This is a genomic window from Variovorax sp. E3 (assembly GCF_016082275.1).
GTDB lineage: Bacteria > Pseudomonadota > Gammaproteobacteria > Burkholderiales > Burkholderiaceae_C > Variovorax.
This window is the reverse complement of sequence record NZ_MOWM01000092.1, coordinates 1-21,436: the sequence shown is the minus strand read 5'-3', so window position 1 is coordinate 21,436 and position 21,436 is coordinate 1. Positions and strand designations below refer to the sequence as shown.

Genomic DNA, 21,436 nt, shown 5'->3' with positions numbered 1-21,436 from the left:
GGTGCGCCCGATGACGTACTCAACGCTGCGCGTTCTGCAGCGCCGCAATGCGCTCTTCGATCGGCGGGTGCGTGGCAAACAGCTTGCCCATGCCGCCCGTGATGCCCATGGCTTCGACCGCCTTCGGCAGTTCGCCGGCCGGCAGGCCGCCCAGGCGCGCGAGCGCGTTGATCATCGGCTGCTTCTGGCCCATGAGCGCGGCGGCGCCGGCGTCGGCGCGGAACTCGCGCTGGCGCGAGAACCAGGCCACCACCATCGCGGCGGCAAAGCCCAGCACGATGTCCAGCACGATGGTGCTCACGTAGTAGCCGATGCCGGGGCCCGAGCTGCGGTCGTCGCCACGGCGCAGGAAGCTGTCGACCGCATAGCCGATCACGCGCGACAGGAACACGACGAAGGTGTTCATCACGCCCTGGATCAGCGTCATGGTCACCATGTCGCCGTTGGCGATGTGGGCCACCTCGTGGCCGATGACGGCCTCGACCTCTTCGCGCGTCATGTTCTGCAGCAGGCCGGTAGAGACCGCCACCAGCGACGAGTTCTTGAACGCGCCGGTGGCGAAGGCATTGGGCTCGCCCTCGAAGATGCCGACCTCGGGCATGCCGATGCCGGCCTTGTCGGCGAACTTGCGAACGGTGCCGACGATCCAGGCCTCGTCGGGCGACTGGGGGTTGTCGATCATGCGCAGGCCGGCCGTCCACTTGGCCATGGGCTTGCTGATGAGCAGCGAGATGATCGCGCCGCCGAAACCCATCACCAGCGCAAAGCCGAGCAGCGCCGTGAGGTTGAGCCCGTTGGCCGTGAGGAAGCGATTGACGCCGAGCAGGCTGGCGACCACGCCGAGCACCGCGACGACCATCACATTGGTCAGGACGAACAGAAGGATACGTTTCAAGTTGAATTCTCCGTGGGGAACGCTTCCATGCAGATAGGGCCCGATGGGCTCACTTCAACCCGCGCGCTGCATGGGGGCGGAGACCATGATAGGAGTAAAAGTTCTAGCGCCCGTGTATTCCCCGATCCGGCAAAGGCCTGAAAACCTGCGGATCGGCATAGAACGAAGGGGCCTCGTTGCCCGGCCACCAGCCGGGCACGCCCAGCACCGGCAGCGGCACGAAGGGCTTGCACGCCAGCCGCGCGGGGTCCAGCGCGCGCGCCATGCGCGCGTCGTCGAAGGCCACGCCGCCCGCCGCCTCGTGCGTCAGCAGCACGTGCGCGGTGATCGGCTTGCGCGGCGCGGCGAGTTTTTCGAGCAGCGCATGGCCGAACACCAGCAGCCGCGCCTGCGCCCACAGGCCGCGCCGCGCCACGAACAGCGCGTGCCAGTCGCGCGCGATCAGCGCCTGCCACAGCGCGGGCGGCGCATCGAGCAGCGCGCCGTTCTCGTCGAACAGCGTGAGCGCATCGCGCAGCGGGCCGCGCACGGGGGCGACGCCGTGGCGCGCGATCTCGGCGGCCTGCAGTTCGTTGAGGCGGCGCTTGGCCTGCGGGAACGCGAGCCACACCAGGCCGTTGAACAGGTCGTGCAAGTTGTCGCGCGTCGGCACCGTGCGGGTCTGGAAGATGTGCGCTTCGTAGGCCTGCCCGGCGGGCAGCGCGTGTTGCCCCACGAAGTCGGGCACCGGGGCGGGCTTGACGGCTTGCAGCGCGGCGGCGACCGAGCCCTTGTGCGAAACGGCCTGCGCCACCGCTTCGCCGTGGGCGCGATAAGGCGCGAGCCAGGGCTGCGCCCAGTCGACCGCCGGCAGGGTCAAGGCGCGGGCGCGTCCGTCCAGCGGATGCGGTCGGGGTGCTGCATCACCGCGAATTCGGCGGTGAGCTTGTCGAACAGCTTGAGCGAGCTGCCGTGCTTGCCGAGCAGCCCCGCCGCGCGCAGGGCCTGCGCCACGTCGTTCAGCGGCACGTCCTTGCCGCTGCGCAGCGCGGGCACGGCCTGCAGGATGAACTCGGCCGCCTCGGAGCTCCGCGGTTCGGGCGGCGGCGGCGGGGGCGCGGCCTTGGCGGCCTTGGTGCTCTTGCGCGCCGCCGTCTTGGTCGCGGTCTTCTTGGCGGCGGGCGCGGCCTTGGCGCGCGTGGTCTTCGTCGCGGGCGCCGACTTGGCGGCCGGCGCCTTCTTCGCGGCGGCGGTGCGGGCCGCAGGCTTGGCGCCGCCGCCGTGGTGCGCCAGGTCCATGAACGCGTCGTAGATGCCGACCGTCTCTTCGCCCGTCTTGCCCTGCTGGCCGATGCCGCACACGCGGCAGCCCTTTTCGCGCAGGCGGATCACCAGCGGCGCGAAGTCGGAGTCGGACGACACCAGCACCACCACGTCGGGCCGCTCGTCGATAACGAGGTCGATGGCGTCGACCGCGAGCGCGATGTCGGTGCTGTTCTTGCCGGTCGAGAGGTTCACCATCGGGCGCACCGACAGCCGCTTGAACATCGCCTGCCGGTTCACGGCCATCTCGGCGTTGCAGTAGGCGCGGCGCACGTGGATGGCGCCGTACTCGTCCATGGTGCGCTGCACGGCCTGCTCGATCACGTCGGCCGAGACGTTGTCGGCGTCGATCAGCAGCATCACGCGCGGCGTGGGCGTCATGCGAGTTTCCAGTTCATCGTTTCGCCGCCGCGCAAGGGCTTGAGCGTGGCTTCGCCGTAGGGCACCGTTTCCGGCACGGTCCAGCTTTCGCGCCGGAGCGTGATGGTGTCGGTGTGGCGCGGCAGGTTGTAGAAGTCGGGGCCGTTGAAGCTCGCGAAGCCCTCGAGCTTGTCGAGCGCGTTCACGCTGTCGAAGGCCTCGGCGTACAGCTCGATGGCGGTGAGCGCGGTGTAGCAGCCCGCGCAGCCCAGCGCGTGCTCCTTCAGGTGCGCCGGGTGCGGCGCGCTGTCGGTGCCCAGGAAGAAGCGGTCGCTGCCACTGGTGGCGGCTTCGACCAGCGCCACGCGGTGCGTCTCGCGCTTGAGCACGGGCAGGCAGTAGTAGTGCGGGCGAATGCCGCCGGTGAAGATGGCGTTGCGGTTGTACAGCAGGTGGTGCGCCGTGATGGTGGCGGCGGTGAAGCGGCCGGCGTCGCGCACGTAGTGGGCGCCTTCCTTGGTGGTCAGGTGCTCGAACACCACCTTCAGTTCGGGGAAGTCGCGGCGCAGCGGAATCATCACGCGGTCGACGAACACGGCTTCGCGGTCGAACAGGTCGATGGCGGGGTCGGTCACTTCGCCGTGCACCAGCAGCAGCAGGCCGTGCTTCTGCATGGCCTCCAGCGTCTTGTAGGTGTGGCGGATGTCGGTCACGCCGGCATCGCTGTTGGTGGTGGCGCGGCCGGATAGAGCTTGAGCGCGCGCACGCCGGCTTCGGCGGCCAGTGCGATTTCCTCGGGCGGCAGCTTGTCGGTCAGGTAGAGCGACATCACGGGCTCGAAGGCCACGCCCTGGGGCACGGCGGCGCGGATGCGGTCGCGGTAGGCCACGGCCTGGGCGGCGGTGGTCACGGGGGGGCGAAGGTTCGGCATGATCAGCGCGCGGCCGAACTGGCGCGCGCTGTGGGGAACGACGGCTTCGAGGGCGGCGCCGTCGCGCACGTGCAGGTGCCAGTCGTCGGGGCGGGTGATCGTGAGGGTGTCTGTCATGGCGGTGGCATTGTCGCATCGGCCCCCAGCAGGTACTCGCGCACCAGCGTGCGCGCACGGTGCAGCCGGCTCTTGACGGCGCCCGCCGGCTCGCCGAGCCGTTCGGCGATCTCGGCGATGGTCAGTTCCTCGAAATCTCGCAGCAGCACCACTTCGAGGTAGTGCGCGGGCAGCGACTCCAGCGCGTGCGTGAGGTCGATGCGCAGGGCGCCGTCGGCGCGGCTGGCCAGTTGCCGCTCGGCGGTGTCGTCGTCGAGCGGGTCGTGGCGGAACATCGCCCGCTGCAGCTTCAGGCATTCGCGCCGGATCACCGTGAACAGCCACGACGAGAACGCCGCGGCCGCCTTCAGCCCCCGCACCTTGCGCGAAATGACCAGCAGCGACTCCTGCACCGCGTCGTCGACGTCGCTGGCCTGGCAATGCCGCCAGGCGTAGCGGCGCGCGTCGGCCTGGCAGACCGCCAGCAGGCCGGCAATGGCGGCCGCGTCGCCGGTCTGGGCCGCGTGGATCAGGTCGGCGCGGTCGATGCCGGCGGCCACGGCTCAGCGCCCCTTGGCGGGTTTGCGCCCAACCATGGCGCACATCGGGCAGAAGCCGAACAGGCCGGTCAGGGCCAGCATGGCGCCCATCAGGCCGGCGCCCACCGCCAGCGGGGCGCTGCCCCAGTTCATGGCGGCGACGGCGAGGCCGGCGAGCCCCATGACGATGCGCAGCGCGCGTTCCCAGCCGGGCACATTCTTGACGTAGAGCATGGACATAGCGATTCCTTCGGTCCTTTGGTGTTCGAGGAAGACCCTCGGACACAAGGAGGCGGCGAACCCGGCGAACGGTTCGCGGGACGCGCGAATTTTCTTGTTATTTCTGGAACACGCGGCAGCTGCGCGACCCCGCGGCCTGCATCCACTTGAAGAAGTTGACCGAAGCGCGCGCGCCCTTGCCCGGCGGCCACGGGTCGAAGATACGCAGCGTGGTGCCGCGTCCGCTCGGGTCGTCGTCGCCGCGCATGCCCGCGACGACCACCATGTGGCCCGGCCGGCCGAAGCGTCCGCCTGGCCCTTGGGGCCCCAGAGCAAGTCGAACATCAGCGGGCCGGCGTGCAGCGCGGCGCGCAGGGCCTTGGGCGTCCAGGGCGCCGGCGCGCGGGCGGTCAGCCCGTGGGCCGCGGCGAAGCGCCGGCTGCCTTCCATCTGCTCGTCGTGCAGGTCGAGAAAGTCGTTCAGCCCGCCGTCGGCGGCGAGCAGGTCGGCCGGCGTGCGCGCCAGCACCGCCGGCACGGTGGCGCGCGTGGCCATCGCCGTGGCGGCGGCCCAGCACAGCGCGGGGCCCGGCTGCGGGATCAGCGCGACCGGGTGCAGCACCGGCGCATGGCACTCGCCGTCGAAGGCGATGTTCTGCGTGCACGGGCCGGCCTCGCCGTCTTCCGCCAGCCAGTGCGCGGCCTGCAGGCGCAGCACGGCGGCGCGGGTGCGGGGCCCGTAGTCTCCGTCGGGCACGAGGCACGGGCTGGGCTGCAGCTTGCGGTTCAGCGCCTCCTGCAGCCGGCGGACGTCGGCCCCGCGCCAGCCCTGTTTCAGCGTGTTCATCGGCGTGCTCCCTTGGGGCAAATGGAAACGCGGATTCCGGGGTGCGAATTGTGAAAAGCAGGCGTGGCGGCGTCTATCCGCCGGATGGCGTAGCCGGGATGGCGGTGCCCGGCACGCCATCACCACGTCGGCGAGCCACCCCGGTCGGCCGGCGTTCGGCGGGCCGCCCGGCGCCGCGCGTTGCACGGCGCCCGCACCTTGGCTACGCTTCGCCCCTCATGACCGAATCCGCCGCCCTCGCCGCCCCGTCCACCACGGACACGGCGCAACACCCATTGATTTCCGCCGCCCTTGCCGAAGGCCCACTGGCGGCCAGGTTCACCACGCCCGACGGCGCCCAGGCCTTCGCCGTGCGCTGGCACGGCGGCGTGTACGCCTACGTCAATCAGTGCCCTCACGCGGGTGGACCGCTGGACTTCGAAGGGCAGATCATCGAAAGCTCGGGCCGCTACCTGATGTGCGCGCGGCACGGCGCGATCTTCGAGCCCGACACCGGCAAGTGCGTCGGCGGCCCGTGCCGCGGCGCGCGACTCACCCCGCTGGCCGTGCACGAGACCGCCGACGGCAGCGTCTGGCTGGGCCCGGCCGGCCAATGAAGACATCACCCTTTCAAGGAGCTTCCATGCGCAACCGACTTCACACCCTCGCCGCCCCCGTGGCCGCACCCGTAGCAGCGCTCGCACTGGCCGGCCTGGTGGCGGGCTGCGCCGGCATGTCGCAGGGCACCACCGGCCCAACTGGCAAGCCCTTCACCGGCATCCGGGTCACGTCCACCGCCTTCGCCGACAACGCGCCGATTCCGGCCGAGCATGCGGGCGTGGGCGACTGCGGCGGCAAGAACGTGTCGCTGCCCGTGGCGTGGAGCAACCTGCCGGCCAAGGCGAAGTCGGTCGCGGTGCTGCTGTCCGACCCCGACGGCGCGGCCGGCCTGGGCGTGTCGCACTGGGTGGCCTACAACATCGCGGCCGAGCGCGGCCAGCTCAAGGCCGGCGAGGCGCAACCGGGCGCCGATTTCACGATGGGCCCGAACGTCGCCGGCGCCACCGCCTACCGCGGCATGTGCCCGCCGGTCGGCGACCGGCCGCACCACTACACGCTGACCGTGGTCGCCTCCGACCTGGCGCCCGGCGCGCTGCCGGCCGGCCTGAACCGCGACGCGCTGCTGGCCGCGCTCAAGGGCCACGCGCTCGGCGGCCAGAGCGTGGTGGGCCTCTACAGCCGCTAAAGCCCTCTTCGCCGGCCGGTAATAATTAAGCTCCCAATCCGCCGCGCCCGCCAGCCATGGCGGCCGCCGTTTCCCCGAAAGCCCATCGATGGCCCTGACCGCCGCCGCGTCCGACGTTTCCCCGTCCACCGACCTCGACGCCATGTTCGACCTGGCGCCCGTCTCCCTCTGGATCGAAGACTACGGCGACCTCAAGCGCAAGCTCGACAGCTGGCGCGCCGAGGGCGTCACCGACCTGGTGGCGCACCTGTCCGAAGACCCGCGCCGCGTGGCCGACTGCATGGCGCTCTTGAAGGTGCTGCGCGTCAACCAGCACACGCTGAAGCTCTTCGCCGCCGACAGCCAGGAGACCCTGCTGGGCGCGCTCGACCGCGTGTTTCGCGGCGACATGTCGGCCACCGTGGTGCACGAGCTCGACCAGCTGTGGCGCGGCCAGCTCACCTTCGAGAGCGAGACCGTCAACTACGCGCTGGACGGCCGCCGGCTCGACGTGCGCGTGCGCGCCCGCGTGCTGCCCGGCCACGAGGCCACCTGGGACCGCGTGCTGGTGTCGCTGGACGACGTCACCGAGCGCGTGGCCGCGCAGCGCCTGCGCGACGAAAGCGCCGCCTACGCGCGCAGCCTGTTCGAGCGCTCGCCGGTGTCGCTGTGGGTGGAAGACTTCAGCACCGTGCGCACCCTGCTGGAGAGCATCCGCGCGCGCGGCATCACCGACTTCGCCACCTTCATCAAGGTACACCCCGAGTTCGTGACGCGCTGCATGCAGGAGATCCGCGTCATCGACGTGAACCGCGAAACCCTGCGCATGTTCGGCGCGCCCGACCTGCAGGCCCTGCTGGGCAGCCTGTCGCGCATCTTCCGCGACGAAATGCGCGAGTCCTTCGCCGAGCAGCTGCAGGACCTGTGGAACGGCAAGACCGTGCAGCACCGCGAGGTGCTCAACTATTCGCTGTCGGGCGAGGTGCTGAACATCCACATGCAGTTCGCGGTGCAGGACGACCGGCTCGACACCTGGGACCTGGTGCTGGTGTCGCTGGTCGACATCACCGCGCGCAAGAAGGCCGAGGCCTACCTCGAATACCTGGGCAAGCACGACGTGCTCACGCAGCTGTGCAACCGCACCTACTTCACCGAGGAGCTCAACCGCCTCGCGCGCAAGGGCCCGTGGCCGGTGTCGATCGTGGCCATCGACCTGAACGGCCTGAAGCAGCTCAACGACCAGGAAGGCCACGCCGCCGGCGACTCGCTGCTGCGCCGCATGGGCGAGGTGCTCGACAAGGCCGTCGACCCGCCGGCCTGGCCCGCGCGCATCGGCGGCGACGAGTTCGCGGTGCTGCTGCCCATGACCGACGAGCGCGGCGCCGAAGCCATGCGCGAGCGCATCCTGGCGCTGCTCGAAATGAACAACCAGTTCCACGCGGGCCAGAGCGGCCACGCGCTGAGCCTGGCCATCGGCCTGGCCACATGCCATGCGGGCGAGGCGCTGGAAAGCGCGCTGCAGCGCGCCGACCGGGCGATGTATGTCGACAAGGCACGGCACTACGAAGGCACGCCGGGCGACCGGCGCCGGGTGTAGCGCGTCAGCCCGGGTCGCCGGCCACGGGGCCCCGCACCCGCTCCAGCACGAAGTCGATGAACGTCCGGATCGCCCGTGTGTGCTGGCGGTTCGGCATGTACAGCATGAACATCTGCGTGCCGAAGATGCTCAGGCGCCAGTCGTCCAGCGTGGTCACCACGTCGCCCTTGCGCACGTCTTCCTGCACCACGTAGTCGGGCACCAGCCCGATGCCCAGCCCCGCGAGGATGGCCTGGCGCAGGAACAAGAAGTTTTCTGAAATCAGCGTCGGCTCCAGGATCACCTCGCGCCGTGTCTCGCCCTGGTAGGCCGACACGCGCAGTTGCCGGCCGATGACGGCGGCCGTGACCACCGGCGCACCCTGCAGCGCGTCCAGTTGCACCGGCAGCGGGTGCCTGGCCGCGTAGTCGGCCGACGCGCAGGCCACGTAGCGCACCGGGCCCATCTCGCGCGCCACCAGGTTCTGCGGCGGCTCGGGGATCACGCGGATGGCGATGTCGACCTCGTCGCGCAGCAAGTCCTCGATGCGGTTCTCGAACACCACGTCGAGCACGATGCCGGGATACAGCCGCTTGAAGTCGAGCAGCCATTCGGCCATGACCAGTTGCCCGTAGCCGCTGGGCACGCTCAGCCGCACGCGGCCCTGCAGGCCCTGCCCCAGCGTGGTCACCGACTCGCGCGCCGCCAGCAGCTCGCCCTGGATGGCCACGCCGTGCTGGTAGAGCCGCAGGCCGATTTCGGTCGGCTCGGCGCGCCGGGTGGTGCGCCGCACCAGCTGCGCGCCCACCGAGCGCTCCAGTTGGTTCAGGTGGTAGCTGACGTTGGCGCGGCTCATCTTGAGCCGGCGGGCCGCCGCGCTCAGGTTGCCGGCATCGAGGATTTCCACCAGCAGGGTGAGCGATTGCAGGTCCATGTGACGATTGTGTCAAAAATTCTTTGACAGTCTGTCAACCGTCTATGCAATTGTCAAAGCCGCGGTGCGGACGAAGAATGCGGGGTTCACCCCCCAGAGCCTCGAGCCCGCACGGCTCGCAACGCAAGAGACAAGCAAGCACATGGCCACCACCACCCCGAGCCCCTCCACGTCCACCGGTCCCGTCACCTTCGAGCGTCGAGGCGACGTGTTCGTGGTGACCATCGACAACCCGCCCGTCAACGCCCTGGGCGTGGACGTGCGCCGCGGCCTCGTGGCCGCCATCGACGCGGCCGAAGCCGACAGCGCGGCCAAGGCCGTGCTGATCGTCGGCGCGGGCCGCAACTTCATTGCCGGCGCCGACATCCGCGAGTTCGGCCAGACGCCGCAGCCGCCGTCGCTGCCCGAGGTCTGCCTGAAGATCGAGAACAGCACGAAGCCGGTGGTCGCGGCCATTCACGGCGCGGCGCTCGGCGGCGGGCTCGAAGTGGCGCTGTCGGCGCACTACCGCCTGGCCTCGCCCACCGCCAAGCTGGGCCTGCCCGAAGTGGCGCTCGGCCTGCTGCCCGGCTCGGGCGGCACGCAGCGCGCGCCGCGCCTGATCGGCGTGAAGCCCGCGCTCGAACTGATGCTCAGCGGCCGCCATGCGGGCGCGAAGGAAGCGCTGTCGCTCGGCCTCGTCGACCGCGTGGGCAGCGACGCCGATGCGCAGGCGGAAGGCCTGGCCTACGCGCGGGAACTCGTCGCCGCCAACGCCCCCGTGCGCCGCACGCGCGAAGCCGGCGCGCTGGCCGACAAGGACGCCAGCCGCGCCGCGCTCGAAGCCGCGCGCGCCGACACCGCCAAGAAGAGCCGCGGCCTGTTCTCGCCGATGAAGATCATCGAAGCCGTCGAGGCCGCGCTCACGCTGCCCTTCGACGAAGGCATGGCGCTGGAGCGCAAGCTGTTCCTGCAGTGCATCGACAGCCCGCAGCGCGCGGGCCTGATCCACGCCTTCTTCGCCGAGCGCGAAGTGCTGAAGGCGCCCGAGACCAAGTCGGCCAAGCCGCGCGCGCTCGAAGCGGCCGGCATCGTCGGCGGCGGCACCATGGGCGCGGGCATCGCCGTGGCCATGCTCGACGCGGGCATGCCCGTGACCATGATCGAGCGCGACGAGCCCAGCCTGGCGCGCGGCCGCCAGCACGTGGAGAAGGTGTACGACGGCCTCATCAAGAAGGGCCGCATGACGCCCGAGGCCAAGGCCGCCGTGATGGCGGGCTTCTCGGGCTCCACGAGCTACGACGCGCTCGCGCAGGTCGACATCGTGGTCGAGGCCGTGTTCGAGGACATGGGCGTCAAGAAGGCCGTGTTCGCCGAGCTCGACCGCGTGTGCAAGCGCGGCGCGGTGCTGGCCACCAACACCTCGTACCTGGACATCGACGAAATCGCCGCCAGCATCTCGCGTCCGCAGGACGTGGTGGGCCTGCACTTCTTCTCGCCCGCCAACATCATGAAGCTGCTGGAGATCGTGGTGCCCGCCAAGGTGAGCGCCGACGTGGTCGCCACCGGCTTCGAGCTGGCCAAGAAGCTCAAGAAGGTGCCCGTGCGCGCCGGCGTGTGCGACGGCTTCATCGGCAACCGCATCCTGGCGGTGTACCGCCAGGCGGCCGACCACATGATGGAAGACGGCGCCTCGCCCTACCAGATCGACGAGGCCGTGCGCAACTTCGGCTACCCGATGGGCCCGTTCCAGGTGTCCGACCTGGCCGGCGGCGACATCGGCTGGGCCACGCGCAAGCGCAAGGCCGCCACGCGCGACCCGCAGGCGCGCTACGTGCAGGTGGCCGACCGCATCTGCGAGCGCGGCTGGTTCGGCCAGAAGACGCAGCGCGGCTACTACCTGTACCCCGAGCGCGCGCACCGGCGTGCCCGACCCCGAGGTGCTGGCCATCATCGACGCCGAGCGCGAACGCGCGGGCGTCAAGCCGCGCGCCTTCACCGAAGAAGAAATCATGCGCCGCTACATGGCCGCGATGGTCAACGAAGGCGCCAACGTGGTGCTGCAGCGCATTGCGCTGCGCCCGCTGGACGTGGACGTGACCTTTCTCTACGGCTACGGCTTTCCGCGCCACCGCGGCGGCCCGATGAAGTACGCCGACACCGTGGGCCTGCCGAAGGTGCTGGCCGACATCCGCGAGTTCGCCAAGGAAGACCCGATCTTCTGGAAACCGTCGCCGCTGCTGGTGCAGCTGGTCGAACGCGGCGCCGATTTCGCCAGCCTCAATCAATCCGAGTAATCAGAGTCAGCCGTACAGGAGCCATTCCCATGCGTGAAGCCGTCATCGTTTCCACCGCCCGCACCCCGCTCACCAAGGCGCACCGCGGCGAATTCAACATCACCCCCGGCGCCACGCTGGCCTCCTTCGCGGTGAAGGCCGCGGTCGAGCGCTCGGGCCTGGACCCGGCCCTGATCGAGGACGCGATCCTGGGCTGCGGCTACCCCGAAGGCACCACCGGCCGCAACATCGCGCGCCAGGCCATCATCCGCTCGGGCCTGCCGATCAGCATCGCCGGCACCACCGTGAACCGCTTCTGCGCCTCGGGCCTGCAGGCGATTGCCATGGCGGCCGGGCGCATCGTGGTGGACGGCGCGCCCGCCATGATCGCGGGCGGCGTCGAAAGCATCTCGCAGATCCGCGGCCGCAGCCCCGGCGACGGCGGCGACCTCAGCCTGGACCCGTGGATCGTGCAACACAAGCCCGAGCTGTACATGGCGATGATCGACACCGCCGACATCGTGGCCAAGCGCTACAACATCAGCCGCGAAGCGCAAGACCGCTTCTCGGCCGAGAGCCAGCGCAAGACTGAAGAGGCGCAACTGGCCGGCCGCTACAAGGACGAGATCGTGGCCTGCACCACCACCATGGCCGTGACCGACAAGGAGACCAAGGAAGTCACGCACCGCGAAGTCACCGCCACCGAAGACAACTGCAACCGCCGCGGCACCACCTACGAGGCGCTGGCCAAGCTCAAGCCCGTGATGGGCGAAGACAAGTTCATCACCGCCGGCAACGCCTCGCAGCTGTCCGACGGCGCCTCGGCCTGCGTGATGATGGAAGCCCGGGACGCCGAGCGCGCCAACCTCAAGCCGCTGGGCGCGTTCCGCGGCCTGGCGCTGGCCGGCTGCGAACCCGACGAGATGGGCATCGGCCCGGTCTTCGCGGTGCCCAAGCTGCTCGCGCGCCACGGCCTGAAGGTGCAGGACATCGACCTGTGGGAGCTCAACGAAGCCTTCGCCTCGCAGTCGATCTACTGCCAGGACAAGCTGGGCATTCCGTCGGAGCGCCTGAACGTGAACGGCGGCGCCATCTCCATCGGCCACCCCTTCGGCATGACCGGCGCGCGCCTGACGGGCCACGTGCTGATCGAAGGCAAGCGCCGCGGCGCCAAGTACGCCGTGGTCACGATGTGCATCGCCGGCGGCATGGGCGCGGCCGGCCTGTTCGAAATCTACTGAGGAGCCCGCGATGGACCTGAACTTCACGACCGAAGAAGAAGCCTTTCGCGGCGAAGTGCGCGCCTTCCTGGCGGCCAAGCTGCCGGTGCGGCTGTCCGAGAAAGTGCGCAGCGGCAAGATCCTCGAGAAGGCCGACATGCAGGAATGGCACGCCATCCTGAACGAGCGCGGCTGGCTCGCCAACCATTGGCCCGAGCAGTACGGCGGCCCGGGCTGGACGGCGGTCGAGAAGTTCATCTTCGAACACGAATGCGCGCTGGCGTTTTCGCCGCGCATCGTGCCCTTCGGCGTGAACATGCTGGGCCCGGTGCTCATCAAGTACGGCAACGAGGCACAGAAGCAGCACTGGCTGCCGCGCATCCTGAACGGCGACGACTGGTGGTGCCAGGGCTATTCGGAACCCGGCGCGGGCTCCGACCTGGCGGCGGTGAAGACCTCGGCCGTGCGCGGCATCGACGCGCAGGGCGACCACTACATCGTGAACGGCCAGAAGACCTGGACCACGCTGGGCCAGCACGCCAACATGATCTTCTGCCTGGTGCGCACCAACCGCGAGGCGAAGAAGCAGGAGGGCATCAGCTTCTTGCTGATCGACATGACCTCGCCCGGCGTGGAAGTGCGCCCGATCATCACGCTCGACGGCGAGCATGAAGTGAACGAGGTGTTCTTCTCCGACGTGCGCGTGCCGGCAGAGAACCTCGTGGGCGAAGAGAACAAGGGCTGGACCTGCGCCAAGTACCTGCTGACCTACGAGCGCACCAACATCGCGGGCGTGGGCTTCTCGGTGGCCGCGCTCGAACAGCTCAAGGGCATTGCCGCCACGCAGACCAAGAACGGCAAGCCGCTGGCCGACGACCCGGCCTTTGCCGCGCGCATGGCGCGCGTGGAGATCGACCTGGAGAACATGAAGACCACCAACCTGCGCGTGATCGCGGCGGTGGCCGGTGGCGGCGTGCCGGGCGCGGAGAGCTCGATGCTCAAGATCCGCGGCACCGAGATTCGCCAGGAAATCTCTTCGCTGGCCCGCCGCGCGATGGGCCCGTATGGCCGACCCTTCATCGCCGAGGCATTGAAGGACGGCTACGAAGGCGAGACCTTCGGGCCCGACTACGCGTCGGCCGCCGCGTCGCGCTACTTCAACAACCGCAAGCTGTCGATCTTCGGCGGCTCGAACGAAATCCAGAAGAACATCATCTCCAAGATGATCCTCGGGCTGTAAAGGAGACACGCACATGAACTTCGCACACACCGAAGACCGGCGCATGCTCGCCGACAGCCTGAACCGCTTCATCAGCGAGCAGTACGCGTTCGACGCGCGCAACCGCATCGCGCAATCGCAGCACGGGTTCAGCAAGGAAATCTTCCAGCAGTTCGCCGAGCTCGGCGTGATCGGCGCGCTGTTCAGCGAGGCCGACGGCGGCTTCGGCGGCGGCGGCTTCGACATTGCCGTGGTCTTCGAGGCCCTGGGCCGCGGGCTCGTGGTCGAGCCGCTGCTGGGCGCGGTCATGGTCGGCGAGGCGCTGAGCGCCGCGGGCACCGACGCGCAGAAAGAAAAGCTCGGCGACATCATCAACGGCGTGGCTGTGGCGGCCTTTGCGCACGACGAAGCCGACACGCACTACGAACGCACGCGTGTCTCGACCCGCGCCGAGCGCAGCGGCGACGGCTGGGTGCTTCACGGCGCGAAAGCCGTCGTGCCGCAAGGCGAGCAGGCCGACCTGTTCCTGGTCTCGGCGCGCACCTCGGGCGCGGTGGACGACGAAGCCGGCATCTCGCTGTTCCTGGTGCCCGCGAAGACCGCCGGCCTCACGGTGCGCGGCTGCCCCGCCATCGACGGCGGCCGCGTCGCCGAACTCACGCTGGACGGCGTGAAGCTCGGCGCCGACGCGCTGCTCGGCGCTGAAGGCCAGGGCCACGCCACGCTGGAGCGCGCCATCGGCCGCGGCGTGCTGGCGCTGTGCGCTGAAGCACTGGGCGCGATGGAAGCGGCCAAGACCGCGACCCTGGAATACCTGCGCACGCGCAAGCAGTTCAGCATCCTGATCGGCAGCTTCCAGGCGCTGCAGCACCGCATGGCCGACCTGTTGCTCGAAATCGAACAGGCCCGCTCGGCCGTCATCAACGCGGCTGCCGCCATCGACACCGGCGACCGCGTGACGCGCGAGCGCGCGCTGTCGGCCGCCAAGTTCAGCATCGGCCGCATCGGCGCGCTGGTGGCCGAAGAAAGCATCCAGATGCACGGCGGCATCGGCATGACGTGGGAGCTGCCGCTGCCCCACTACGCCAAGCGCCTCGTGATGATCGACCACCAGCTGGGCGACGAAGACCACCACCTGCAGCGCTACATCGCGCTCGGCAAGGAGCTGGCGGCATGAGCGACAGCAACAAGACCGTGCTGATCTCGCAGGAAGGCGCCGTGCGCATCCTGACCAACAGCAACCCCGCCGCGCGCAACGCGATCACGCCGACGCTGTACGCCGAGCTGCGGGCCGCGCTGGCCGACGCCGAGAACGACCCGGGCGTGGGCGCCGTGGTGTTCACCGGCGCGGGTGATTTCTTCTGCTCGGGCGGCGACCTCAACCTGCTGGCCAAGCGCCGCGAGCTGCCCGCCTCGGAGCGCCGCGAAAAGCTCGAAGGCCTGCACGACCTGGTCCGCGCGCTGCGCGACTGCGGCAAGCCCGTGATCGCGGCCGTCGAAGGCGGCGCGGCGGGCGCGGGCCTGTCGATGGCGCTGGCCTGCGACATGCTGGTGTCGGCGCGCGATGCGTTCTACACCGTGGCCTACATCAAGGTCGGCCTCACGCCCGACGGCGGCGCCACCGCCTTCCTTGCGGAGTTCGTCTCGCGCCAGGTGCTCACCGAGATGTGCCTGACCGGCGACCGCATGCCGGCCGAGCGCCTGCACGCGCTGGGCGCCGTCAACCGCCTGACCGACAAGGGCGCCGCGCTGGCCGAGGCCGTCGCGCTCGCGGCCAAGGTGGCGGGCGGCCCGCAGCGCGCGAGCGCGCGCATCAAGACGCTGTGCCGCCAGGCGCACCGCAGCACGCTCGAAGCGCAGCTGGACGCCGAGGCCGTGTTCATGGTCGAGTCGCAGGCCGACGCCGAAGCGGCCGAAGGCATCGGCGCCTTCCTGGGCAAGCGCAAGCCCGACTTCGCGGCGCTGCGCCACGCCGCAAGGCGCAAGCGTCCTGACGCCGGCCTTGCCCTCCCCCCGTGCCAGGCTCTTCGCCTGCCCCCGGGGGTTTTCGTTTTTCCTGGAGTTGCCCTCATGTCCTCGCTGAATTCCTCGCTGCCGCTTGCCGGCGTGCGCGTCCTCGATCTGTCCCGCATCCTGGCGGGCCCCTGGTGCGGCATGGTGCTGGCCGACATGGGCGCCGAGGTCATCAAGGTCGAGCACCCGGGCCGCGGCGACGACACGCGCGACTGGGGCCTGCGCGTGGGCAAGACCGAGACCGCCTACTTCAACAGCGTGAACCGCAACAAGCGCTCGGTCACGCTCGACCTGCAGACGCCCGAAGGCCAGCAACTGGCGCGCGACCTCGCCAAACAGTGCGACGTGGTGATCCAGAACTTCAAGTTCGGCGGCATCGACAAGCTGGGCCTGGGCTACGAGCAGCTCAGCAAGGAGCAGCCGGGCCTGATCTACTGCTCGATCTCGGGCTACGACCGCACCGGCCCCGAAGCCGCGCGCCCGGGCTACGACCTCGTGGTGCAGGGCGAAGCCGGCCTGATGGCGCTGAACGGCGAGGCCAACCAGCCGCCGCTGAAGTTCGGCGTGGCCGCGGTCGACCTGTTCACCGGCATGTACTCGGCGCAGGCCATCCTGGCGGCGCTCTACCAGCGCGAGAAGACCGGCAAGGGCCGGCATGTGGAAATGGCGCTGTTCGACTGCGGCCTCATGATCACCGCCTACTACGGCCTGGAAGCGCTGCTGATGGGCGAAGACCCGCCGCGCTACGGCAACTCGCATCCGTCGATCGTTCCTTATGGCGTGTTCGACGCGGCCGACGGCCCGCTGGTGATCACCGTGGGCAACAACGCGCAGTTCGCGCGCTTCTGCACCGACGTGATCGAGCGGCCCGACCTCGCGGCCGACGAGCGCTTCAAGACCAACATCCTGCGCTCGGCCAACCGCGCCGTGCTGCTGCCCGAGCTGCACGCCGAGCTGGCCAAGCGCCAGCGCACCGACCTGCTGGCCAGGCTCACCGCCTCAGGCATTCCGTGCGGCGAGGTGCTGGGCCTGCTGGAGGCGCTGCAATCGAAGCGCGCGAGCGACGCCGGCCTCGTCACCACGCAGCCGCACCCGGTGGCCGGCACGGTGAACGTGCTGGCGCCCCCTTACCGTTTCGACGGCGAGCGCCTGCCCGTGCGCAGCGCGCCGCCGACCCTGGGCGAAGGCACGCACGACGTGCTGCAGTCCCTCCTTGGCCTGTCGGACGAAAAGCTGGCAGCGCTGAAAACGAGTGGCGTCGTCTGAACACGACGCCCGTATTGACCCAAGCAGACAAGACCCAATGGCTTCCCTTTCCATCCTTCGCAATCCCGTTCGCCGCGCCCTCATCGCCCTCGCCCTGCCCCTGGTGGCAGGCGCCGCCTTCGCGCAAGCCTGGCCCGCCAAGCCGATCACGCTGATCGTGCCCTTCCCGCCCGGCGGCCCGACCGACGTGGCCTCGCGCATCGTGGCGCAGAAGATGTCGGTGGCGCTCAAGCAGAACATCGTGATCGACAACCGCAGCGGCGCCTCGGGCACCGTGGGCGCCGCCGCCGCCTCGCGCGCCGCGCCCGACGGCTACACCTTCGTGATGCTGGCCACGCCCACGCTGCTGGCCTCGCACCTGTACGGCCCGACCGGCTACGACATCTTCAAGAACTTCACGCCCGTGGGCTCGGTGTACGACCTGCCGATCGTGCTGGTGGTCAACCCCAAGTCGCTGCCCGACGTGAACGGCGTGCAGGACCTCATCGCCAAGGCCAAGGCCGAGAGCGGCAAGCTCAACTACACGACGGCCGGCGCCGGCAGCTTCGGCCACCTGACGACCGAGCAGCTCAAGACCATCGGCAAGTTCGACATGCAGCACGTGCCCTATCGCGGCAGCGCGCCGGCCGTGACCGACCTGATCGGCGGCCAGGTGCCCGCCATGTTCTCGGACCTCGTGGGCGTGCTGCCGCACATCAAGGCCGGCAAGCTGCGCGCCATCGCGGTCGGCTCTGGCAAGCGCGTGAGCCTGCTGCCCGACGTGAAGACGGTGGCCGAGCAGGGCTTCCCCGGTTTCGACGCCACCTCGTGGGGCGGACTGCTGGCACCGGCCGGCACGCCCAAGGACGTGATCGACCGCATGAGCGCCGAGCTGAAGACCGCCCTGGCCGACAAACAGGTGCAGGAGAAGCTGGAGAGCGTGGGCTCCTTCGCGGCCTACCGCACGCCGGCGCAGACCGGCGTGCGCATGCGCGAGGACTTCGAACGCTGGGGCAAGGTCATTCGCGACAACCACATCACGAACCAGTAAAACAGCCGGGCCGGCAGGGCGACGACACCACCAAGGAGACAGACATGACTGACACGCACCAGAACAACTACAAGACGCCGGTCGGCGCACCGTTTCGCCCCGCCCACCCCGTTCGCAGCCTCGCGGACATCCGCAAGCTCGAAGAAACGCCGCTGGCGCAGGCGCTCACGGTGCGCAGCACCTACGAGATCTTTCGCAACGCGGGCCATGCCTTCGGCGAGAAGACCGCGCTGACCTTCCTGCGCACCGGCAACCCGGCCGACGCGCCGATCCGCTGGTCGTACGCCGAGCTGCTCGCGCGCATCCACCAGACCGCCAACCTGCTGCACACGCTGGGCGTGGGGCCGAACGACGCGGTGGCGGTGCTGCTGCCCGGTTGCCTCGAATACCACCTGGCGCTGTGGGGCGGCGAGGCAGCCGGCATCGTGCAGCCGCTGAACCCGCTGCTGACCGACGAGAAGCTGGTGGCGCTGATGACGGCCGCGCGCGCCAAGGTGCTGATCGCCTACGGCTCGGACAGCGAATCGGGCATGTGGTCGAAGGCCATGCGCCTGCGCGGCCAGGTGCCGACGCTGACCACCGTGCTGCGCGTGGCGCCGCATGACGAGGCGCCCGGCGCGGCTGGCACGCTGCCTGAAGGCGTGGCCGAGTTCGACGTGCTGCGCGCCGCGCAACCCAACGACCAGCTCGTGAGCGGCCGCGACATCGCGCCCGGCGACATCGCCGCGTACTTTCATACCGGCGGCACCACGGGTGCGCCGAAGCTCGCGCGCCACAGCCACGGCGCGCAGGTGTTCACCGCCTGGGCCAGCGTGCAGGTCGCGGGCATGAACGAGAACGGCATTTCCATCAACGGCTATCCGCTGTTCCATGTGGCGGGCGTGCTGCCGGCCTCGCTGTCGTCGCTGTCGGCGGGGGTGGAGGTGATCATTCCCACGCCCTCGCTGCTGCGCAACAAGGAGGTGCTGGCCAACTACTGGAAGCTGGTGGCGAAGTACCGGCCGACCTCGCTGTCGGCCGTGCCCACCGTGCTCGCCGCGCTGGCCAACGTGCCGCTGGACGGCGCGGACATTTCATCGATCACCTATTGCCGCACCGGCGCCGCCGTGCTCGCGCCCGAACTGGCCGCGCGCTTCGAGCGGCTGTTCGGCCTGCACGTGCACGAAAGCCTCGGCATGACCGAGATGGCCGGCATCTCGACCATCACGCCGCCGGGCGTGAGCGGGCCCGCGGGCTGCGTCGGCTTTCGGCTGCCGTACATGCAGATGCGCGTGGTGGCGCTCGACGAGAACGGCAACGCCAGCGACCGCGAGATGCCTGCCGGCGAGCAAGGCATGGTGCTGTTCAAGTCGCCCAACGTGTTCTCGGGCTTCGTGGACCCGGCCGACAACGCCAAGGCCTTCACCGCCGACGGCTGGCTGGCCACCGGCGACCTGGGCTGGATCGACAGCGAAGAGCGGCTCAACCTCACGGGCCGCTCGAAGGACCTGATCATTCGCAGCGGCCACAACATCGACCCCAAGACCATCGAGGACGCGCTGGGTGCGCACCCCGCCGTGCAGCTGTGCGCGGCCGTGGGCGCGCCCGACGCCTACGCGGGCGAACTGCCCGTGATCTTCGCGACGCTGGTGCCCGGCGCCTCGGCCACCGAAGAAGAACTGCTGGCCTTCACCGCCGCGCGCGTCGACGAAGCGCCGGCGCGGCCCAAGTGGGTGTCGGTGATCGACACCATGCCGATGACCAACGTCGGAAAGATCTACAAGCCCGAGCTGCGCGCCATGGCCGCGCGCCACGTGGTGGCCGCGGCGGTGGCCGAGGCGTGTGCCGAACTCGGCGTGCCCGAGGCCGCGCGCCCTGTCGTCAAGACCGAAGGCGAGAGCCTCGTGCAGGTGCTGATCGACAGCGCCGCCGTCGGCACGCTGGCCGCGCCGCTGCAGGAGCGGCTGCACAAGGCGCTGGAGCCCCTGCCCTTCAAGACGCGCATCGCGGCGCAATGATTTTTGAAACCTGAACCAAGACCGAGAGACAGAGACAACCGATGACCTTCCGCCTTCCGACCCGCCGCGCGCTGCTGTGCGCCACCGCCTCTGTCGCCACGCTGTGCGCGCTGCCCCATGCGCAGGCCCAGAACACCTACCCGAACAAGCCGATCCGCATGGTCGTGCCGTTCGCGGCCGGCGGCGCCACCGACGTGCTCGCGCGTGTGCTGGGCCAGAAGATGGCGGCCGGCCTGGGCCAGCCCGTGATCGTCGACAACAAGCCCGGCGCGGCCGGCATCATCGGCACCGACGCGGTGGCCAAGGCCGCGCCGGACGGCTACACCATCGTGCTGGGCCTGAGCAATTCGCTGATGACCAACGAGTTCCTCTACGAGAAGCTGCCCTACGACACGCAGAAAGACCTCACGCTGGTCTACCAGATCGCGATGGCGCCGCTGGTGCTGGTGGTGCACCCCAGCGTGCCCGCCAAGACCGGCGCCGAGGTGCTGAAGTACGTCACCGCCAACAAGGGCAAGGTGGCCTACGGTTCATACGGCGTGGGCGCCTACCCGCACCTGGCCGGCGCGCACATGAGCCTGGCAACGCAGTCCGACATGAGCCACGTCGCCTACAAGGGCGAGGCGCCGATGGTGCAGGACCTGATCGGCGGCCAGATCCAGATGGCCTATGCGAGTGCCCTGGTGGCCAAGCCGCACATCGACTCCGGCAAAGTCCGCGCCATCGGCGTGAGCGGCGAGCGCCGCATGAGCACGCTGCCCAACGTGCCCACGCTGGCCGAGCAGGGCCTGAAGGACGAGGCCTACCGCGTGACCGGCTGGCTCGCCATTGCCGTGCCCGCCAAGACGCCCAAGCCCATCGTGGACCGCATCGCGGAAGAAGTGCGCAAGGCCACGCAGCAGCCCGACGTGCGCGATCGCGTGGCGGCCATGGGCTTCGAGATCAAGGACAGCTCGCCCGAGCTCTTCGCCACCGCCTGGAAGGCCGAGCGCCCGGTGTGGGAGCGCCTGATCAAGCAGTCGGGCGCACGGCTCGAGTAATTCATTTTTTTCGTCATTCAAAGGAACAGCCATGAAGGTTCTTGTGCCTGTCAAACGGGTCGTCGATTACAACGTCAAGGTGCGCGTGAAGAGCGACGGCACCGGGGTGGACATTGCCAACGTCAAGATGAGCATGAACCCCTTCGACGAGATCGCGGTCGAAGAAGCGGTTCGCCTCAAAGAGAAGGGCGTTGTGACTGAAGTGATCGCCGTTTCTTGCGGTGATGCGAAGTGCCAGGAAACGCTGCGCACTGCCATGGCCATCGGCGCCGATCGCGGCATCCTGGTCGAGACGACCGAAGAGCTGCAGCCGCTGGCTGTCGCCAAGCTGCTGAAGGCACTGGTCGACAAGGAACAGCCGCAGCTGATCATCCTGGGCAAGCAAGCCATCGACGACGACGCCAACCAGACCGGCCAGATGCTGGCTGCGCTGGCCGACCTGCCGCAAGCCACCTTCGCCTCGAAGGTCGAAGTGGCAGGCGACAAGGCCACTG

Annotated in this window: 16 protein-coding genes and 4 pseudogenes; 13 read left to right on the top strand and 7 right to left on the bottom strand. The window is 69.6% G+C overall.

Annotation, left to right across the window (positions count from 1 at the left end; all coding sequences use genetic code 11):
- Nucleotides 1-19: 19 nt before the first annotated feature.
- The 6 genes and pseudogenes from htpX to BMG07_RS45040 form a co-directional block, all read right to left on the bottom strand.
- Nucleotides 20-895 (bottom strand): protease HtpX, encoded by an 876-nt coding sequence (gene htpX, locus BMG07_RS26070; protein WP_198086971.1) that lies wholly within the window; start codon nt 893-895, stop codon nt 20-22.
- A gap of 103 nt (nt 896-998) precedes the next feature.
- Entirely contained in the window at nt 999-1,754 is a 756-nt protein-coding gene (locus BMG07_RS26065) for a DUF3025 domain-containing protein (RefSeq protein WP_198086970.1), read from the bottom strand.
- Nucleotides 1,751-2,578, bottom strand: a complete 828-nt coding sequence (locus BMG07_RS26060) for an NYN domain-containing protein (RefSeq protein WP_198086969.1) — start codon at nt 2,576-2,578, stop codon at nt 1,751-1,753. Before BMG07_RS26060 ends, BMG07_RS26065 begins: the two co-directional genes overlap by 4 nt.
- Nucleotides 2,575-3,605 (bottom strand): annotated as a pseudogene (pyrC, locus tag BMG07_RS26055) (dihydroorotase). Before pyrC ends, BMG07_RS26060 begins: the two are co-directional and overlap by 4 nt.
- Nucleotides 3,602-4,144, bottom strand: coding sequence for an RNA polymerase sigma factor (locus tag BMG07_RS26050; RefSeq protein ID WP_198086968.1), 543 nt, complete (start codon nt 4,142-4,144; stop codon nt 3,602-3,604). Before BMG07_RS26050 ends, pyrC begins: the two are co-directional and overlap by 4 nt.
- Nucleotides 4,145-4,147: 3 nt before the next feature.
- Nucleotides 4,148-5,188, bottom strand: coding sequence for a YgaP-like transmembrane domain (locus BMG07_RS45040; RefSeq protein ID WP_198086967.1), 1,041 nt, complete (start codon nt 5,186-5,188; stop codon nt 4,148-4,150).
- Nucleotides 5,189-5,406: 218 nt separating this feature from the next.
- Between BMG07_RS45040 and BMG07_RS26040 the strand changes: the two genes are divergently transcribed.
- From BMG07_RS26040 to BMG07_RS26030, 3 genes are all read left to right on the top strand, one after another.
- Nucleotides 5,407-5,784, top strand: a complete 378-nt coding sequence (locus tag BMG07_RS26040) for a Rieske (2Fe-2S) protein (RefSeq protein WP_198086966.1) — start codon at nt 5,407-5,409, stop codon at nt 5,782-5,784.
- Nucleotides 5,785-5,810: 26 nt separating this feature from the next.
- A complete protein-coding gene (locus tag BMG07_RS26035; RefSeq protein ID WP_269759388.1) occupies nt 5,811-6,413 on the top strand; it encodes a YbhB/YbcL family Raf kinase inhibitor-like protein in 603 nt (200 codons plus the stop codon).
- Nucleotides 6,414-6,501: 88 nt separating this feature from the next.
- A complete protein-coding gene (locus BMG07_RS26030) occupies nt 6,502-7,989 on the top strand; it encodes a GGDEF domain-containing protein (protein ID WP_198086965.1) in 1,488 nt (495 codons plus the stop codon).
- A 4-nt stretch (nt 7,990-7,993) separates the two neighbouring features.
- Here BMG07_RS26030 and BMG07_RS26025 read toward each other — a convergent pair whose 3' ends face one another.
- Nucleotides 7,994-8,902 carry a LysR family transcriptional regulator gene (locus BMG07_RS26025; RefSeq protein ID WP_198086964.1) on the bottom strand — a complete coding sequence of 303 codons (909 nt, stop codon included), beginning with the start codon at nt 8,900-8,902 and terminating at the stop codon, nt 7,994-7,996.
- 142 nt (nt 8,903-9,044) lie between these two features.
- Here BMG07_RS26025 and BMG07_RS26020 point away from each other — a divergent pair.
- From BMG07_RS26020 to BMG07_RS25975, 10 genes and pseudogenes are all read left to right on the top strand, one after another.
- A pseudogene (locus tag BMG07_RS26020) lies at nt 9,045-11,178 on the top strand (3-hydroxyacyl-CoA dehydrogenase NAD-binding domain-containing protein).
- 29 nt (nt 11,179-11,207) lie between these two features.
- Entirely contained in the window at nt 11,208-12,398 is a 1,191-nt protein-coding gene (locus BMG07_RS26015; RefSeq protein ID WP_198086963.1) for an acetyl-CoA C-acyltransferase, read from the top strand.
- Between the two features lie 10 nt (nt 12,399-12,408).
- The gene (locus BMG07_RS26010; protein ID WP_198086962.1) at nt 12,409-13,617 is read left to right on the top strand and encodes an acyl-CoA dehydrogenase family protein; all 1,209 of its coding nucleotides are present in this window, start codon (nt 12,409-12,411) and stop codon (nt 13,615-13,617) included.
- Nucleotides 13,618-13,630: 13 nt separating this feature from the next.
- Nucleotides 13,631-14,773 carry an acyl-CoA dehydrogenase family protein gene (locus BMG07_RS26005; RefSeq protein WP_198086961.1) on the top strand — a complete coding sequence of 381 codons (1,143 nt, stop codon included), beginning with the start codon at nt 13,631-13,633 and terminating at the stop codon, nt 14,771-14,773.
- Nucleotides 14,770-15,543: pseudogene (locus BMG07_RS26000) on the top strand (oxepin-CoA hydrolase, alternative type); the annotation flags it as partial. The gene BMG07_RS26005 and the pseudogene BMG07_RS26000, both read left to right, overlap by 4 nt.
- Before the next feature lie 123 nt (nt 15,544-15,666).
- On the top strand, nt 15,667-16,875 hold the full coding sequence (locus BMG07_RS25995) for a CaiB/BaiF CoA-transferase family protein (protein ID WP_198086980.1): 1,209 nt from the start codon (nt 15,667-15,669) through the stop codon (nt 16,873-16,875).
- 37 nt (nt 16,876-16,912) lie between these two features.
- Nucleotides 16,913-17,905 (top strand): tripartite tricarboxylate transporter substrate binding protein, encoded by a 993-nt coding sequence (locus BMG07_RS25990; protein WP_198086960.1) that lies wholly within the window; start codon nt 16,913-16,915, stop codon nt 17,903-17,905.
- A gap of 44 nt (nt 17,906-17,949) precedes the next feature.
- Nucleotides 17,950-19,902: an acyl-CoA synthetase gene (locus tag BMG07_RS25985; protein ID WP_198086959.1), complete on the top strand. Its 1,953-nt coding sequence runs from the start codon at nt 17,950-17,952 to the stop codon at nt 19,900-19,902.
- 41 nt (nt 19,903-19,943) lie between these two features.
- The gene (locus tag BMG07_RS25980; RefSeq protein ID WP_198086958.1) at nt 19,944-20,942 is read left to right on the top strand and encodes a tripartite tricarboxylate transporter substrate binding protein; all 999 of its coding nucleotides are present in this window, start codon (nt 19,944-19,946) and stop codon (nt 20,940-20,942) included.
- 31 nt (nt 20,943-20,973) lie between these two features.
- Nucleotides 20,974-21,436, top strand: a pseudogene (locus BMG07_RS25975) (electron transfer flavoprotein subunit beta/FixA family protein); the annotation flags it as partial.